The sequence below is a fragment of the Sorangium sp. So ce327 genome, from assembly GCF_051530205.1.
GTDB lineage: Bacteria > Myxococcota_A > Polyangia > Polyangiales > Polyangiaceae > Sorangium > Sorangium cellulosum_B.
This window is the reverse complement of the sequence record NZ_CP150330.1, coordinates 4497596-4514407: the sequence shown is the minus strand read 5'-3', so window position 1 is coordinate 4514407 and position 16812 is coordinate 4497596. Positions and strand designations below refer to the sequence as shown.

Here is a 16812-nt window from a genome sequence, read left to right as displayed (position 1 = left end):
GCTCATCGCCTCGCGCGACGGAGCCCGGATCACACGAATTGTCGCGCCGCCGCGCCTCACTGCGGCGCGTACGCCTTGAACTCGCCGCTCGCGTGCAGCAGCGCCATGAAATACAGCATGCCGTCGTCCCCGTGGATCGGGCACCGTTCAGGCCGCCTCGCCGTGCATGACACGCCATGATCCGACGCGCGCAACAGCGCCGCGGCTTGGTTGCGAACACCCCAGCTCAGGACGAACGCGGACGGACAGTGATGCTCACGACCGCACACGCGAGAGCGCCAGGGGCGTCACGCAATGAACAGTGACCATGGAACAATCTGGGCTCTCTGCAAGGCGAATTCACACACCGCTTTCCTCGCCCCAATCGCCGACCGCCGCCCACGACATGGTCGCGGTCGATCGCGCCAGCCCGAACCGCCCAGCCCGATCGAGCGCAATGACGCCCCCGGTGATGTCGAGGCGCTCCGCCAGGTGCGCGATGATCCCGCTCGCCGCGTCGACCGCGCCGATGCCCGCGCGCATCCGCTCCACGGCCGAGTGCGCCACGGCGAGCCGGATCATCCCCTCGCCGTGGCCGGTCGTCGACACGGCCCCGGCCTCGTCGTCCGCGTACGTCCCTGCCCCGATGAGCGGCGAGTCCCCCACCCGCCCGACCCGCTTGTTGACGGTGCCGCCCGTGCTCGTCGCCGCGGCGGTGAGCCCGCCCTCGTCGAGCGCCACCGCGCCGACCGTGTTGCCCGCCCAGGAGGTCGCGCGGATGCCTTGCTGGGCCGCCGCGAGCGCCTCCCGGGCCGCCTCCGTGATGAGCGCCGCCTCGCCCACGGGCGTGAACCCCTTCGTCCGCGCGAACCGCGCGGCGCCGTGCGCGGCGTACAGCACGTGCCGGCCGTCCTCCAGCGCCGCGCGCGCGATCGCGATCGGCTCGGCGAACTCCGAGAGCGCGCAGACCGCGCCGGCCCTGAGCCCGCGGCCCTCCATGATCGACGCGTCGAGCTCGACGTGGCCCTCCTCGTTGAGGCACGCGCCCGTGCCCGCGTTGAAGAGCGGATCGTCCTCGAGGACGCGCACCGCGCGCTCGACAGCGTCGAGCGCGCTGCCTCCCTCGGAGAGCACGCGCGCTCCCTCGCGCGCCGCGCGGAGGCACCCCGCCGCATGCAGCGGCCGCCGCTCCGGAGCGACGTTGCCCGCGCCGCCGTGGACCAGGACGGTGCGCCGCCCGCCGCGCCCGCCCAGAGAATGGATGACGTGCTTCACGACCATGGCACCCTACCGCGGCGCGCGCCCGGAGGTCCACGCCCAGCCGACGCTCACTCGGGCGGGAGCGCGCTCCGCTTGGCCTTGAGATCGTAGGCCATGCCGCACGGCAGCGCCGCGACCACCGGCGCGACGCTGAGCTCTCCGGCGACGAGGTCCTCGCACCGAGACCCCGCCGTGGGCACGAACTCGAAGGACATCGTCGCCTTGAACCCCGCGACGTCATCCCCTCTGCCGCCGAGCTGCCCGAGCGCCCGGTCGCGGCGCTCGACGGAGCACGGCGGCCCCGGCGGCGCGTCGCCGGCGCGCATGTCCACCACCACGCGCCCGTCGATCGAGAAGCCCACCTCGTCGTCGTCGATGACGCCTGCGATCACGCTGGCGCCGTTGTTCCAGTAGAGGGCGCCGTCGCCGCGCGCGAGCTCGACGTCGAACTCCCACAGGCGCTTCGCGCCGAGCGCCCCCTCCCCGCACGTGTTCGCCGTCTGCGTCCCGACCACGTGGAACTCGCCGAGCGCGGTCCCCCGCTCCGGCGCCTCTCGATCCCCGAAGGCGTCGGCGCACGCTGGAAGAAGGGGCAACGCCGGCAGCAGCGCGAGCAGCAGCATCCGCATCGAGCCCGCGTACCAGACGGGCACGGCGCAGGACAAAAAAGCGCTCCCAGGCAATGGAAATAAAAACGGGTCGGGTGCTTTGCTCGCACCCGACCCGTCCCGTGGGCCTCTACCGGAGGCCTTCTGGACCCCGCTTGATCCCGCCTGTGCGGCGCCCCCCCTGTCCCATCGCGACGAGCATTCGGCCCCGGAGCACCGGTGAGAATCGTTGCCGGAAGACCTGAGTCTTCCTCGATTCCCTCTCTGCCGGCCTCGCGGAGGTCGCGATGGCAGTCAACAGGTTATCGAGCGCCGGACCTGGCCGAGCGCGGTAGCGTTTTGCAAGGCCCCGATGACCCTGCGTCCACGCTCCACGAGGGTCAGCCGTTCCCAGCCTCCGGTATAGAAGAGCCACTGGTACTGTGCATGGTGTCCATCCCTCCTCCGGCTTGCCGGCACCCCGCGCCGGATCGAAAGGGATCGTCCGGCATGGCAAGGGTGTTCGATTGCGGATCAGCGGAGAGCCCGCCGATCTGGTGTCGACCCCGGCACCGTGGTGCTCCACGGCAGGACCATCCTGGAGCTGATGCTCCGTCCGAGGCCGAGGACCAGCGTATCACCGCTGTTCAGGCGAGCAAGGGGCTCACGCACCGAAACATCGAAAGCGATTCTCTTCCATTCCATCCATGTCCACCCCATGTCCACCCACGGTCCGCATCGTCCCACCGCTCCCACCGCGTCTCGCAGCGCAGCCGGGCAGGCGTCGTTCGACAACGCACACTCCACGCCGCACGCCGCACGCCGCCGGGCAGGCGTCACCGGAGAAGCAGCCAGGCAGGGCGAGGTTCAAGGCGCGTCTCGGCAGGACGAGGCGCGGCGCGCTCCAGCGAGACGACGTGCAGGACGCAAGCGCGCAGCTCTGCCGGAACAGGTCCGGTGGAACAACGGCGAGGACGTCGCGCGGCGGATCAGCGCGCCGTGACCGGGCCCCGCGCGCGTCAGACGTGCGCGAACCAGCTCGCCTCCTCGCCCTCCGGCAGCGCCGTGGCGAGGACCGCGAGCATCGCGTCGATCTCTTCCTTCGTGTGGACCCCGCTGCGCAGGATGGCCGCCGGGCCGTCGCCCCCGGGCACCACGACCGACTCCACGGCGAGCGCGGTGTTGACTCCGTAGCCGTAGGACGCCAGCGTCACGACCGCGGTGGCTTCCCGGTCGTCGAGCAGCCGGCGGATCGTCAGCGTGCGCCGCACGCGCTCGCTGTCCTCGGCCCACGACGCGAGCCACGCGCGCGCCGGCTCGTCGAGGCCGACGAGCACGAGCTGCGCGGGAGGCAGCGCGTCAGGGTCGGCCGCGGCGACGGCGGCGCGGTGAAAGCCCCGCACCTCCCGGCACCAGAGCGGCGGCGCGCCGTCGACCCGCACGAGAAAGCCGTAGGGGCCCCGGGCCCCCTCTCGCTCCGAGCCCCCCGAAGAAGCGGAAGAGAAACTGTCGTTCGACACGAAGGGAGACGATACACGAGCTCTGCTCGGCGGAGGAAGCCCGCTCAATTGCGCAGCACGTCGAGCCGACATGGCTCCGCCCCGGTCACACCGGTCCCACGCACGCCACCTGGGTACGCCCGCCGATGCCCATGGCGACCACAACGAGAGCGCCACACTCCTGGGATTTCGGCTAAGGTGGCCCCGCCTCCCCCGTGGAGCCCGTCCGGGACGGGGTGCGTCCTGCACCTACGGCGTCGCCCCGGCCGACGGGCTCCAGCCCGCAGCGGCGGGTCGGGGCGGCGGCAGCAGCGCCCGACGCCGGGCGCGCTGCCGTGGAAGGCCGGCGAAGAGGCCCGCCGGCGCGTCCCGCGTCACCTCGATCCCGATCCGAACCGCAGGCAATGAAGCTCACGTCACAACAAGTCATCGAGATCGTCATCGCGCTCTGCGCCTACTTCGGCGTCGCGTTCGCGCTCAACTGGTTCGCCCCGTCGCGGCTCCGCATGCTCGCGCGGTACAGCACGGTCGCCGGCGGCGTCGCGCTCTTCTTCTATGGTCTGGACCGGTACATCGACGAGCACGCCCGCGCCGTGGACATGGCGAAGGTGGCGATCGCGATGGGCGCCGCGCTCTGCGTCTTCTACGAGACGCACCGCGAGGGGATGCGCCGGCCGATCGCGGAGCGCTGGAAGCGGTTCGCCGGCGTGGCGCTCGGTGTCGCCGCCATCATCGCGTACTTCAACGGCTTCCGCTTCGGCTATCCCAAGTATTACCACCGCTGGGATCAGTTCCATTATTACATGGGGGCCAAGTACTTCCCGGAGATGGGGTACGACGGCCTCTACAAATGCGCGCTGATCGCGCAGGACGAGCTGGGCCTCGTCACGTACACGAACGAGGACACCGGGCGGCAGGTCAAGCTGGACATGGCGAAGGAGGTGCGCCACCCGGACAAGAAGATCCGGAACCTCGGTGGCGACAACCTCCTCATGCCGGCGAGCGAGGTGCTCAGCACGCCCGAGATCTGCAAGGCGCACTTCTCACCGGAGCGCTGGGACGCGTTCAAGGCCGACGTGCAGTTCTTCCGGACAGCCTCGGACAAGGGCTACTGGGAGGACATGCAGAAGGACCACGGCTACAACCCGCCGCCGGTCTGGACGATCATGGGTAAGTTCTGGGCGGACCTCCAGCCGGCCAGCACCCGCTACCTCCAGTTCCTCGCCGGCTTCGATATTTTCTATCTGCTCGGGATGTTCGCCGCCCTCTACTGGGCCTTCGGGTGGCGGGTCTTCGCCGTCGCGGCGATCTTCTGGGGCTGCCAGTCGTCGGCGCCGTTCTACTGGACGGGCGGCGCGTTCCTCCGGCAGGACTGGCTCTTCTACCTGGTCCTCTCGGCCTGCCTCATCCGGAAGCGCTACTTCAAGCTCGCGGGCGCGAGCATGGTCTACGCGGGCCTCCTGCGCATCTTCCCGGGCCTGCCCGTGATCGGCTGGCTCACCGTCGCCGGGATTCACCTCGTCCGCCACAAGCGCATGGCGAGGTCGCACGTGCAGGTGCTGATCGGCGGCGTCCTCGCGGCCGCCGTGCTCATTCCGGTGAGCATGAAGGTCTCGGGCACGGACTCGTACCGGCAGTTCTACGAGCACACGCTCAAGGTGCACGACCAGACGCCGCTGACGAACCACATGGGCCTCCGCGTGCTCGTCGGCCACGAGCCCGGCACAGGCGTCGAGTCCGGCCGCATGAAGTACACGAAGGACACGAAGCTCGTCGATCCGTTCGAGGTCTGGAAGCGGATGCGCAACGAGCGCTACGCGAAATACCGCTGGATCGCCTACGGGATCATCGCCGCGACCCTGGCGGGCTTCGTCTACGTGTGCCGGCGGGTCCGCTCGCTGTGGGTGGCCCAGTGCCTCGCCCAGATCTTCGTCATCCTGCTCTCGCAGCTCACCTGTTATTACTATTCATTCATGATCTTGAGCGCGCCGCTCACCCGGGTGAAGCGCCAGATCGAGGTACCCCTGTTCGGCCTGGCGGCGCTCAGCCAGTTCATCTGGATCACGTTCAACTACAACGACGACAAGTACACGGTGCTCACCGCTGTCTCACTCGCCTTCTGCTATTACCTGCTCTGGATCTTCTCGGGTAAGACGATGCCGTGGGCGCGGCAGCCCGAGCCGGCGAGCGAGGACGGCGGAAAGCCGACGGCCCAGCAGGCCTGAGGCGCTCGCCTCCTGCTGGGTCGCCACGGCAGCGCCTCCCATGCCTGGAAGTGCCTGGAAACGAACGATGACAGAAGCAGCGCGAGAGCACCCCGACGAGCGAAGCGACGTCCAGGGAGACGAGGCCCGGCCCAGCGATCCTGGGGCGGCGGCCGACCGGGGGAACACGCCGGCCCCGCCGCGCGGCGACGACCGGGCGGTCCACGCTTTCCGGAAGGTCCCGCGGACGGGCGTCATCTACGTGACGACCGAGGCCGCGCGCCTGGGCTTCAAGGCGGGCGCCGACGAGGGGACGGACGGCTGGTGCAACCTCGGGCAGGGCCAGCCGGAGACGGGCCCGCTCCCGGGCTCGCCCGCGCGCTGCTCGGCGGTGCCGATCTCCGGAGACGACCAGGAATACGCGCCCGTGGCCGGCCTCTGGGAGCTGCGCGAGGCGATCGCGTCGCTCTACAACCGCGCGTACCGGCGGGGCATGCCGTCGCGCTACACGGCCGAGAACGTGGCGGTGTCGGGCGGGGGTCGCATCGCCCTCACCCGCGCCGCGGCGGCGCTCGGGCAGATCAACCTCGGCCACTTCCTCCCCGACTACACCGCCTACGAGGAGCTGCTCGACGTCTTCCGGCTGTTCTCGCCGATCCCGATCCTGCTCGAGGGCGAACGCGGCTACTCGTTCTCCGTCGGCGACCTGCGCCGCGAGATCCTGGGCCGCGGCCTGAGCGCGATCCTCGCCTCGAACCCCTGCAACCCGACCGGGAAGCACGTGCGGGGCGAGGAGCTCGCCGCCTGGGTCCGCACCGCGAAGGAGCTCGATTGCGCGCTCCTGCTCGACGAGTTCTACTCACACTACATCTACGGGATGGGCGACGTCGCCCCCATGGAGAGCGCCGCGCGCTACGTCGAGGAGGTCGACCGCGATCCGGTCGTGATCTTCGACGGCCTGACCAAGAACTGGCGCTACCCCGGCTGGCGCGTCACCTGGACGCTGGGGCCGCGCGAGGTCATCGAGGCGGTGGCGAGCGCCGGCAGCTTCCTCGACGGCGGCGGCTCCAAGCCGATGCAGCGCGCCGCGGCAGAGTTGCTTACCATCGAGCACACCCGCGCCGAGACGACGGCCATCCACCGGACGTTCTCGCACAAGCGTGAAATCATGCTCGAGGGGCTGCGCAGGATCGGCGTCACGGTCGACGCGGAGCCCGAGGGCACGTTCTACGTCTGGGGCTCGGTCGCGGATCTGCCCCCGGGGCTCTCCGACGGCTACGGCTTCTTCCGGGCGGCCCTCGGGGAGCGGATCATCGTCGTGCCGGGCGAGTTCTTCGACGTCAACCCCGGCAAGCGCCGGGCGGGGCGGCCGTCGCGGTTCCGCCACCACGTCCGCTTTTCTTTCGGCCCGAGCGAGGATGTCCTCGTCCGGGCGCTCGGGCGGCTCGAGCGCATGGTAGGCGAGCGTCGCCGGGCCTGACACCGGCGGCGCCGCGCAGGGGAGCGGGAAGACGGGGCCGAGCGCCAGGTCTTGTCGCGCTGCACGTCTTCCGACATGGTGGGGGAGCGCGTGGCCAAAGATCCGTGGAGTGATTGGAACGACGACGACCCGGGGAACTTCCAGCCGGGCGATACGATCGGCCCCTATGAGCTGCTGTTCCCTGCAGCCGTGGGCGGCATGGCCGCCGTGTGGGCTGCGCGGCTCAGGCGGCCCAACGGCTCCGTCCAGATCGTCGCCGTCAAGCTGCTGTCGGACGCGATGCGCGGGGATGACGACGCGCGGGCGATGTTCCTCGACGAGGCGTGCACCGCGTCGCGGATCCTCCACCCGAACGTCGTGCACATCCTCGCGTACGGCGAGGTCCGCGATCGGCCGTACCTCGCGATGGAGTGGATCGACGGCGCCCCGATCGCGAAGATCTTCTCGAACCAGAAGGCGAAGCGCGCGCTCTTGCCGCTCGGCTGGGTGCTCCACGTGATGATCGACGCGTGCGCCGGGCTGCACGCGGCGCACGAGGTCCGCGACGACACGGGCGAGCTCCTCAACCTGATCCACCGCGACGTCACGCCGGAGAACGTGATGGTGACGTTCGACGGCATGGTCAAGGTCGTCGACTTCGGCGTCGCGAAGACGCGGGCGCGCGCGCAGACCAGCCGCGTCGGCGCGATCAAGGGCAAGACGGGGTATTTCTCGCCCGAGCAGGTCATGGGCGGGGCGCTCGACCGCCGCAGCGATCTCTTCTCGATGGGCGTGCTGCTCTACCTGCTGGTGACGGGCCACACGCCGTTCCGCGGCAAGGGCCCGCTGGAGGCGATGCAGCAGATCGCCAACCGCAACCCGCAGCCGCCGCGCGAGATCATGCCCGAGGTCCACCCGGAGCTCGACCGCATCATCATGCGCGCGCTCGCCAAGAACCCGAACGAGCGGTACCAGACGGCCGCGGAGCTGCGCCGCGATCTCGAGCAGGTGAGCGCCGCGGTCCGCGAGAGCTACACCGACAAACAGGTGGGCCAGCTCGTCCGCGATCTGCTCCCCGGGGTCGCCGAGGCGCGCAAGGAGCGGATCGATCAGGCGCTCGACGAGCTCGACCGGATCCTCGCCGAGCGCGCCCACCCTCAGAAGCCGCAGGCCTCGCGCCCCGAGGACGCGACCGAGGTGATGCTGCGGCGCATCTCCATGCTGCCGATCCTGCAGGACGGCCCGGAGTCGACGGAGGGCGGGGGCGCGGCCGACGCGGCGCCGCCCTCGTCCCCGGCAGGCCCCGCGAGCTCGCGCATGTCGGGGCCCGCGAGCTCGCGCATGTCAGGGCCCGCGAGCTCGCGCATGTCGGGACCGGCAAGCTCGCGCATGTCGGGGCCGGCCAGCTCACGCATGCCGGCGCCGACGAGCCCGCGCCGCGCGAACGCCGACCCGATGCGCAAGTCGAACCCGGACGCGACGCGCAAATCGACCCCGGATGCGACCCGCAAGTCGAACCCCGACGGAGCAGGCTCGCCGCTCGATTTCCCGGCGGGGCTTTCGCCGCTGCCGCTGCTCCCGCCGCCGCTGCAGGTGGGGCCGCCGGTGCCCCCGGGGCCGGCGGGTTACGTCGGTCCGGCGGCGCACGCGAGCGGCCCCGCGAGCGCTGTCGCGTCCGCGCCCGAGCGCCGCGCGTCCCCGCCCGCGAAGGGATCCTCCGTCCGCGTGGCGTTGCTCGCGCTGATCGTCCTGGGCGTGGTCGCAGCCGTTGCGCTCCTGCTGCTCGCGCGTTCCGGCCGCATGCCGCTCGGCGGTGTGGTGGTGCCTTCCGCCAGCCCCAGCGCGTCCGCGCCGACGGTGCAAGCGCCCGATGCCGGCGCCGATGCCGCGGCGAAGGCGGACGCGGCAGCGACGGCGTCGACGGTCGCGAGCGACGCCGTCGCGGACGCCGCGGCCCCGACCGATGCAGCCGCAGCCGAGCTGATCACCGACGCGGCATCCGCGGCCGCCCCGGCCGACGCGGCCGCGGATGCCGCGGTGCCCGCCGATGCAGCCCCCCCTCTCCCGAGCGGGCAGCCGGCGTACGTCCCCGGCGCCGCACCCGCGCCGGGGGCGCCGTACCCGGGCTCCTCGGTCACCCCTGCGCCGCGCGTCCCAGGGCCCCTGCCCACGCCGTCCGTCACCGGGTGGCCTCCGCCTCGGCCCGCGAGCCAGCCCGGACTGCCGGCGACTCCGCCCGTCTCCACGCTGCCGCGCGGGCCCGTCCCCGGCCAGGCGCCGCCTCGACCGCGCCCCGCTGCGCCCCCCCTCGACCTGGCGCCGCGGTAGCGCCTTCGGACCGGGCGCGGCTGCCTCCCCCGCAGCCCGCGCGGCCGGCGCGTCGCGCTCAGTCCTCCTTCGGCTTCTCCGGCTGCGCCTCGTCGGGCGGCGGGGGCGGGGTGGCGCGGGCCGCAGCTTTCTTCAGCGACGACTCCGCGAGCGACACCAGCATGGCGAGGTTCACCGGCTTCGAGAGCAGGAAGATCGCGTGCCGTCGCAGCGCGCGGATGCGCGCCTGCTGCGACTCATCGGCCGTCACGACGAAGACGGGCGTGTCGCGGTTCAGCGCTCCCTTGGCCGAGAGCGACTCGAGCACGCTGAAGCCGTCGATCAGCGGCATGTGCAGATCGAGCACCACGAGATCGAACTTGCGCGCGGAGAGCCGGCGCAGCGCCGGCGCCCCGCCGTTCGCCTCCTCGACGTCGCCCAGCGTACGGAGCGAACGCGCAAACATGGCTCGGATTGCGGCGTCGTCGTCGATGACGAGGATGCACGTCACAGCGTCATGATCGCACGGACGCAGAAGCCCTGGAAGCCCGCCGCCAGCCCCCGCATCGCCCGGAACGCGCGTACGCAACCGTGCACAGCGCCGGTGGCGCGCGCAACGCAGACGGACGCGTCGCCAGCGCAGATCCCGTGTTCAGCGGTCCTGGTCGAGACATGGACGCCACGTACGGGCTGCGGTAAACGCGGGGCTGGACGTCATCGACCCCGCGCACCGCAAAGGAACGATCCCATGGGCAAGTTCACCCTCACGCACGAGATCAACTGCAACCTCGAGACGTTCTGGAAGCTGTTCCTGGACAAGACTTTCAACGAGGAGCTCTACAGGAAGGAGCTCGGTTTCCCCGAGTTCACGATCACGGAGCAGGTCGAGACGGCGACGGAGATCATCCGGAGGTCGGCCGGGAAGCCGAAGATGAATTTGCCCGGCCCCGTCGAGAAGCTGCTCGGCTCCGGGTTCCGCTACACCGAAGAGGGCAGGCTGAACAAGGCGACGAACGTGTGGACCTTCAAGCTGACGCCAAGCACGCTGGCCGACAAGATGCGCAACGAGGGCGTGGTGCGCGCCGAGGCCATCGGCGACAACAAGGTGCGTCGGATCGCCGAGATCACGATCGAAGCGAAGGTGTTCGGTGTCGGCGGCATGCTCGAGAGCAGCGCCGAGAAAGAGCTGCGGCAAGGGTGGGAGGTCAGCGCGGTCTTCATGAACAAGTGGATCGCTCAGGGCAAGACGGCTTAGCCGGGCCAGCGGCGATCGGCCGGCCCCTGCCGCGCACCGCCTGGGGCGCCTGACGCCGGCGCTGCCCGACGAACGGACGGCGACGCCGACGAGAGGGGGACGAGAGGGGGACGACGGGGATCACGAGCGGCCGTCTCGCGGCCGCCATCCCGCGAACGAGCGAGGGCGCCCCCCTGCACGTCCAGGGTCAAAGCGGGAGATCTGCGGCTCCGGCTCTTGCTGCGGTGGCGTACGGGAACCAGGGCCACGGCATGGAGCACGTCGTCATCATCGGTGCCGGCTTCGGCGGCCTCTACGCGGCGCGGGCGCTCCGGCGCGAGCCGGTACGGGTGACCGTGATCGACCGGCACAACCATCACACGTTCCAGCCCCTCCTGTATCAGGTCGCGACGGCGGGCCTGAGCGCGAGCGACATCGCCACGCCCATCCGCCACGTGCTGCGCAAGCAGAAGAACACGAGCGTGATCCTCGCCGAGGTGAAGGCGATCGATCCCGTCCAGAAGCGGGTGATCTTCGAGGACGGCGAGCTCGGCTACGACAAGCTGATCATCGCGGCGGGGGCGTCGCATTCGTACTTCGGGAACGACGCGTGGGCGGCCGTCGCGCCCGGGCTCAAGACCGTCGAGGACGCGCTCGAGATTCGCCGGCGCGTCCTCCTCGCCTTCGAGGCGGCCGAGCGCGAGCCGGATCCGGCGCGGCGGAGCGCCTGGATGACGTTCGTGGTGGTGGGCGCGGGCCCGACGGGCGTCGAGCTCGCCGGCGCCCTCTCGGAGCTCGCGAGGCACACGCTCGTGCGCGAGTTCCGACGCATCGATCCGAGCAAGGCCCGCATCCTCCTGCTGGAAGGGGCCGGGCAGGTGCTGCCGTCGTACGTACCGGAGCTCGGCGAGAAGGCGCGACAGCAGCTGGTCTCGCTCAACGTGGAGGTGCGGACGAACTGCCGCGTCACCGACATCGACGAGGAGGGGGTCTCGATCGGCGACAAGCGGATCGAAGCCAGGACCGTGCTCTGGGGGGCCGGCGTGGCGGCGTCCGCCCTCGCCCGCACCCTCGGAGCGCCGCTCGACCGGGCAGGGCGCGTGCTGGTGGCGCCGGACCTGACGGTGCCGGGTCACGAGGACATCTACGTCATCGGCGACCTCGCGTCGCTGAAGCAGGAGGACGGGACGCCCGTGCCCGGCGTGGCGCCCGCGGCGATCCAGGGAGGGCGCCACGCCGCGCGCTGCATCGCGCGCACCCTGCGGGGGCTGCCGCGGCTGCCGTTCCGTTACAACGACCGGGGATCCCTGGCGACGATCGGGCGCGCCGCGGCGGTCGCCGACTTCGGCAAGCTGAAGCTCTCCGGGTTCCTGGCGTGGCTCGCGTGGCTGTTCGTGCATATCCTCTTCCTGATCGGCTTCCGTAACCGCTTCCTGGTGCTGTTCTCGTGGGCCCTGTCCTACGTGACCTACGAGCGCGCCTCGCGGTTGATCACGGGCGAGATCCCGCCGCTCCTGGAGGACCATCACGCGCCGGCGCTCGAGGCGCGCATGGACGGTGGCGCCGTGAGGAGGCACCAGCCGATGGAGCCCGCGCGCACGCGCGCATAGCCGCCGCCCGAGAGCACACACGCCGCCCGCCGGCGTCCTGCGCTCGTCTGGACCTTGGCGACGGAGCTGCGTTAGCGTCATCGACCATGACGACCCATCCCGGACAGGGCGCCTCGACGCACCCGTGGCGAGCGCTCCTCGCCAGCGCAGCACCCCTCGCCGCACTCCTGCTCAGCGCCCCCTCCGCCTTCGCGCAGGCGCCTCCTGCGTCCTCGCCGCGCGCAGGCGCCGAGCCGCAGCCCGCGCCCCACGGGGCCCCCGCTCCGTACGGCGCGCCTGCCCCGTATGGGCAGCAGCCCGGCTACTACCCGCCGCCGGGATACGCCCCGCCTCCGGGATACGCCCCGCCGCCGGGATACGCCCCGCCTCCGGGATACGCCCCGCCTCCGGGATACGCCTCGCCTTCCGGCTCGTATCCGGTTGGCCCGAGGATCATGAACTACGAGGAAGGGCAGGCCGTCCCGGAGGGTTACCGCGTCGAGGAGAGGGCGCGCCGCGGCCTGGTCATCGGCGGCGCCGTGACGTTCGGCGTCACCTACATCCTCTCGGCGATGGTCGGGCTCATGGCGGAGAGCGTTGACAGGGCGAGCGGCGGAAGCGGCGAGAGCTTCCTCCCGCTCTACATCCCGCTCGCCGGCCCCTTCATCACCGTCGGCACCGCCGATGCGAAGGGCGGCGGCGTCTTCGTCCTCATGGTCGACGGGCTGGCTCAGGTCGCCGGGGCCGCGATGTTCATCGGCGGCCTCGCCGCGCCGGAGAAGAAGCTCGTCCGCAACGACGTCGCCCTGTCGGTGAAGCCGATCGTCACGGGCGACACCGTCGGGCTCGGCGTCTCCGGCTCGCTCTGAGCGCGCGCCGCCCGCGGCCCGGCGTCACGGCGCGACGGGCGGCGTCTCATCCATCGTCTTGACGGCGCGCTTGGCCCTGCGGCGCACGTCGACGTGCAGCGACTCGTCGAAGTTGATGGCCGAGAACGCCGCCCGCGCCTCGATGTTCTTGCCGAGCGCGGCGTACGCCTCGGCCTCGTTCCACCGCAGCTTCCAGTCGCGCTTCGCGAGGTCCGGGAGCTTCGCGGCGTCGGCGATGATGTCCGGGTACCGCTGCTGCTTCCCGAGCTCGGTCCAGTACTCGGCCCGGAGGTCGTCGTCCCCGGGCGCGAGCGCGACGGCCGCCGCGAAGCCCGCGAGCGCGTCGTCGATCCGGCCTGCGACCAGCTCGGCGCGGGCGAGCGAGCGGCGCGCGCCGGCGCTCTCGGGGTGAGCCGCGACGAAGGCGGCGAGCGCGGGGATCGCCTCGTTGACCTTCTGGATGTCCGCGGGATCGCTCGGCCAGAACCGGAGCGAGAGCGCCGCGAGGTCGCCTGGGTCGCTCTCCAGCGCGCGCTCGACCGCGGCGGGCACCTCCGCGCCGCGGCCCGCCTGGGACAGGCACTTGGCGAGCTCGACCCAGGCGCCCGACGAGGACGGCGCCGTCGCGACGAAGGCCTCGGCCGCGGCGAGCGCCTCGTCGGTGCGCCCGAGCGAGCGGAGCGCGGCGATCCGCGCGAGGTGCGCGCGCTCGCGGCTCGCCCCTTCGCCCGAGGCGGCGACGGCGCGCTCCGCTGCAGCCAGCGCGACGTCGTGGCGGAGCTCGCGCTCGTGGTAGGCGAGCTGCTCGAGATAGAACGCGCCGTCGCGGGGCGCCGCGTCCCACTGGCCCGCGAGGTACTCGAGCACCGCGTCGGAGCGCACGTAGACGAGCGAGGCCGCGTCGCGCGGGTTCTCGTAGATCGGCAGGAGGACCCCGAGCTGGACCATCGCGTCCAGCGCCGGCTGGCAGTCGGGCTTCGCCTCGAGCGCGAGCACCATCTCATCGAGGGCGGCGTCCTTCTTCTGCATCGCCAGGTGCACTTGCCCGACCGCCACGTGGTAGTCGGCGTCCCCCTGGAACGTCTTTCGGATCGCCTGGAAGCTCTTCAGCGCCGCCGGGTGATCGCCCATGTTCGCCTGCGCCGAGGCGAGGTTCAGCCGCGCGGCGTGATCGTCCGGATCCATCGTGATGATGCGCTTGAGCGCCGAGATCGCCTTCTCGTAATCGCGCTCGCCGAACGCCTTCTGCGCGCGCTCCCAGACCGGAGCCTTGTCGAGGAACGCCTCGAACTGCGAGACGAGCGTGCTGTTCTGCTTGCGCCAGACGCCGCTCTTGCCGGGCTCGGAGTTCGTGAGGAAGTCTTTGATCCACTTGCGGGCGGCGTCGATGCTGAGCCCCTTGTCAGCCAGCCCCTCGAACTCCCCCCGAGGCACCGGCATGCGCGCGGGGATCCCCTGCCGGCGCGCCGTGGTCTCATCCAGGCCGATCAGCACCCAGTCGCTTTGCTCGCTCATGATCCAAGGACGGTAGCCGCCGTGCCCCGCCGGGATCAAGCGACGTCTCGGCGCGTCGGGCGCGCTCGCGCGCTCCCCGCCAGCGCGCGCAGCGGCGCTTCAGGAATAGAACCAGGCCAGCAAGACGAACGCCATGAAGGCCGCCGCCGCGACGGCGAGCGCGAGCGCGCGCGGCACGCCGAGGAGCATCGGCCGGAGGCTGGCCTGAAACGCGACGGCGTCCGCGGCCGTGGGCGGGCCGATCGCGTCGCCCGCAGCGTCGCCCCGGACGGCGAGCGCGGCGTAGGGCACGCCTGCCGCGTCACGCCTCGCGGGGTCGGCGCCCATGAACGGCTGGGCCGCGCCCGCATCCCCGGGCGCCGGAGTGAGCCGATGCTGGGCAGCGCTCACGTCCCCGGGCGCCGGCGTGAGCCGATGCGGGGGCGCGCCGAAATCCGAGGGCCTCGACGCGGCGGGGGACGCCAGGTGATCGAGGCCGAGCTGGGCGAGGATGGCCCGCTGCTCGTTGCCCCACGCGACAGGCAGCGCCGTCATCTCGGGCGCGAGCGTGAGCGGCGCGGACATCACCTTGTGCATCGCCCGCTCGAGCGCGAGCGCCTCGTCGAGGCGGAGCGACGCGCGCTCCGGGGCGGCGCTCGCGGAGAGGCGCAGCGCCTCGGTGGCCATCTCGGAGAGGTGAGCAGCCACCTTGGACAGCGCCAGCTTGCGCTCGGCGTGGGCGACCGCGAAGCGGGCCTCCTCGCGGAGCCGGAGCGCCTCGGTCGTGAGGCGGTCGACCTCCGCGTGCAGCGGCCTCGCCACTCCCGGCGCGCCCTGCGCCGTGAGCGGTGTGTCGGCGTCGTGATCCACGGAGAACACGGCCACGGCAGAGATCGAGGGCGTCGCCTCGTTCCCGGACGTCGCGCGCAGCTCGTTCCCCGACACCAGCAGCGGCTCGCTGTCCCGATCGGTGAGCGATCCATACGAGGGCAGGCTGCTGCGGCGCCGTGCTCCGCCCGAGCTGGAGGACCCGGGATCTGCGCGCACCCTGCCGTTGCTGCCGACGACGACCGTCGCCTCCTCGGCCGTCTCGGAGGCGATCGGTCCGCGCCGGTCGAGGTCGTCGTCCGCGGCGTCCGCCTCGCGCGGCGTGAGGCCGGTCGGCGGCGGGGACAGCGTCCCGCGGCGCGCCTCGATGTCCGTCGCGTCGTCGTTCTGAGCGCGCGCGTCCCCGCCCCCGCGGAGCCGACCGGGGGCGTTCGCCCCCCTGCCCCGCGGATCGGCCGAAGGCCGGCGCGGGATCGCCTCGGCGGTCGAGAGCGAGGGGCGCGGCGCCTTGGCGACCCCGGCGAAGCCGCCGGTGACGGCGCGCTCGAACCAGCGCATCTGCCTCATCGCGTTGCGCCGCACGAAGCGCCCGAGCGCCTCCTCGTTCCCCTCGTGGTACCCGTGGCTGTGCAGCCAGCCCTCCAGCCGAGCGAGGATCTCGTCCGCGCTCTGGAAGCGCGACGGCGGGTCCCTCTCGAGACAGCGCATCACGATCGACACGAGCTCCTTGTCGATCTTCGGCCGGAGCTCCCGCAGGTCGGCCGCTGGCTGCGTCGACACGTTCCGCAGGAGCTCGTAGTCGCTCGTCGACGGCCACGGGTGCTTGCCGGTGAAGAGCTCGAACAGCACGACGCCGAGCGAGAACAGGTCGGAGCGCCTGTCGGCGGCGCCCCCGCGGGCCTGCTCCGGCGCCATGTACGTCGTCACGCGCCGGCGCGCCCCGACGGCCGTCGTCATCACGCGGAGCGACGATTTGGCGAGCCCGAAATCGGCGATCTTCACCTCGCCCTGGAACCCGACGAGCACGTTGCCCGGCGTCAGATCGCGGTGCACGAGGTTGAGCAGCGCGCCGGAAGGCGAGCGGAGCTCGTGCGCCGCGCTGAGCCCGCGGCAGAGCGTCGCGCCGACGTGGACGACGAGCCGCTCGGAGAACATCTCGCCGGTGTCGAAGACGGTCTTCATGAGCCGCGCGAGGCTCACGCCCTGCACGAGCTCGACGGCGAAGTACCACCCCTGCTCGTCCGTCCCCCAGCCGGCGACCTCGACCACGTTCGGGTGCTTGAGCGCCGCGGTCGTGCGCACCTCGTCGAGGAACCGGGTGGAGACGTTCTGATCCTCGGCGAAGTGCGGGTGCAGCCGCTTGACGGCGAGCAGCTCCCCAGGCCGGTGCGGACCTGCCGACCTGCAGAGATCAACGCGGGTGGTGGCCCCGGATGCGATCTCGGCAAGGAACTGGAACGAGAGCGCAGCCGGCGCGGGCTCGGGGAGCCGAGACATGCAGGG

The 16812-nt window shown here is 71.8% G+C and carries 12 protein-coding genes; 6 read left to right on the top strand and 6 right to left on the bottom strand.

The features are described 5' to 3' along the window. Positions 1–339: 339 nt before the first annotated feature. The 3 genes from WME95_RS16940 to WME95_RS16930 form a co-directional block, all read right to left on the bottom strand. Positions 340–1260 carry an isoaspartyl peptidase/L-asparaginase gene (locus tag WME95_RS16940; protein WP_437909406.1) on the bottom strand — a complete coding sequence of 307 codons (921 nt, stop codon included), beginning with the start codon at positions 1258–1260 and terminating at the stop codon, positions 340–342. Between the two features lie 47 nt (positions 1261–1307). After that, the gene (locus WME95_RS16935; RefSeq protein WP_437909405.1) at positions 1308–1868 is read right to left on the bottom strand and encodes a hypothetical protein; all 561 of its coding nucleotides are present in this window, start codon (positions 1866–1868) and stop codon (positions 1308–1310) included. A gap of 977 nt (positions 1869–2845) precedes the next feature. After that, positions 2846–3346 carry a hypothetical protein gene (locus WME95_RS16930; RefSeq protein WP_437552882.1) on the bottom strand — a complete coding sequence of 167 codons (501 nt, stop codon included), beginning with the start codon at positions 3344–3346 and terminating at the stop codon, positions 2846–2848. A 383-nt stretch (positions 3347–3729) separates the two neighbouring features. Here WME95_RS16930 and WME95_RS16925 point away from each other — a divergent pair, with 383 nt between their 5' ends. From WME95_RS16925 to WME95_RS16915, 3 genes are all read left to right on the top strand, one after another. After that, on the top strand, positions 3730–5550 hold the full coding sequence (locus WME95_RS16925) for a hypothetical protein (RefSeq protein ID WP_437552881.1): 1821 nt from the start codon (positions 3730–3732) through the stop codon (positions 5548–5550). A 67-nt stretch (positions 5551–5617) separates the two neighbouring features. Next, the gene (locus WME95_RS16920; protein ID WP_437909404.1) at positions 5618–7009 is read left to right on the top strand and encodes a pyridoxal phosphate-dependent aminotransferase; all 1392 of its coding nucleotides are present in this window, start codon (positions 5618–5620) and stop codon (positions 7007–7009) included. A 90-nt stretch (positions 7010–7099) separates the two neighbouring features. After that, positions 7100–9316 carry a protein kinase domain-containing protein gene (locus tag WME95_RS16915; RefSeq protein ID WP_437909403.1) on the top strand — a complete coding sequence of 739 codons (2217 nt, stop codon included), beginning with the start codon at positions 7100–7102 and terminating at the stop codon, positions 9314–9316. Positions 9317–9374: 58 nt separating this feature from the next. Here the strand turns inward: WME95_RS16915 and WME95_RS16910 are convergent, their stop codons facing one another. Next, positions 9375–9806: a response regulator gene (locus WME95_RS16910; RefSeq protein WP_437552878.1), complete on the bottom strand. Its 432-nt coding sequence runs from the start codon at positions 9804–9806 to the stop codon at positions 9375–9377. 237 nt (positions 9807–10043) lie between these two features. Between WME95_RS16910 and WME95_RS16905 the strand changes: the two genes are divergently transcribed. From WME95_RS16905 to WME95_RS16895, 3 genes are all read left to right on the top strand, one after another. Continuing rightward, positions 10044–10550 (top strand): DUF2505 domain-containing protein, encoded by a 507-nt coding sequence (locus tag WME95_RS16905; protein WP_437746490.1) that lies wholly within the window; start codon positions 10044–10046, stop codon positions 10548–10550. A 251-nt stretch (positions 10551–10801) separates the two neighbouring features. Then, complete coding sequence (locus WME95_RS16900; protein WP_437909402.1) at positions 10802–12139, top strand: NAD(P)/FAD-dependent oxidoreductase; 1338 nt, start codon at positions 10802–10804, stop codon at positions 12137–12139. An 86-nt stretch (positions 12140–12225) separates the two neighbouring features. Next, entirely contained in the window at positions 12226–12987 is a 762-nt protein-coding gene (locus tag WME95_RS16895) for a hypothetical protein (RefSeq protein WP_437909401.1), read from the top strand. 24 nt (positions 12988–13011) lie between these two features. Here the strand turns inward: WME95_RS16895 and WME95_RS16890 are convergent, their stop codons facing one another. Together WME95_RS16890 and WME95_RS16885 are read right to left on the bottom strand one after the other, a co-directional pair. Continuing rightward, positions 13012–14502, bottom strand: a complete 1491-nt coding sequence (locus WME95_RS16890; protein ID WP_437909400.1) for a tetratricopeptide repeat protein — start codon at positions 14500–14502, stop codon at positions 13012–13014. Between the two features lie 99 nt (positions 14503–14601). Continuing rightward, positions 14602–16806, bottom strand: a complete 2205-nt coding sequence (locus WME95_RS16885; protein WP_437909399.1) for a protein kinase domain-containing protein — start codon at positions 16804–16806, stop codon at positions 14602–14604. Positions 16807–16812 lie beyond the last annotated feature (6 nt).

Excerpts from the sequence above, each read along its gene's own strand:
- WME95_RS16940 (WP_437909406.1), bottom strand. The coding sequence starts at position 1,260 with ATGGTCGTGAAGCACGTCATCCATTCTCTGGGCGGGCGCGGCGGGCGG.
- WME95_RS16935 (WP_437909405.1), bottom strand. The coding sequence starts at position 1,868 with ATGCGGATGCTGCTGCTCGCGCTGCTGCCGGCGTTGCCCCTTCTTCCA.
- WME95_RS16925 (WP_437552881.1), top strand. The coding sequence starts at position 3,730 with ATGAAGCTCACGTCACAACAAGTCATCGAGATCGTCATCGCGCTCTGC.
- WME95_RS16920 (WP_437909404.1), top strand. The coding sequence starts at position 5,618 with ATGACAGAAGCAGCGCGAGAGCACCCCGACGAGCGAAGCGACGTCCAG.
- WME95_RS16905 (WP_437746490.1), top strand. The coding sequence starts at position 10,044 with ATGGGCAAGTTCACCCTCACGCACGAGATCAACTGCAACCTCGAGACG.
- WME95_RS16900 (WP_437909402.1), top strand. The coding sequence starts at position 10,802 with ATGGAGCACGTCGTCATCATCGGTGCCGGCTTCGGCGGCCTCTACGCG.
- WME95_RS16895 (WP_437909401.1), top strand. The coding sequence starts at position 12,226 with ATGACGACCCATCCCGGACAGGGCGCCTCGACGCACCCGTGGCGAGCG.
- WME95_RS16890 (WP_437909400.1), bottom strand. The coding sequence starts at position 14,502 with ATGAGCGAGCAAAGCGACTGGGTGCTGATCGGCCTGGATGAGACCACG.
- WME95_RS16885 (WP_437909399.1), bottom strand. The coding sequence starts at position 16,806 with ATGTCTCGGCTCCCCGAGCCCGCGCCGGCTGCGCTCTCGTTCCAGTTC.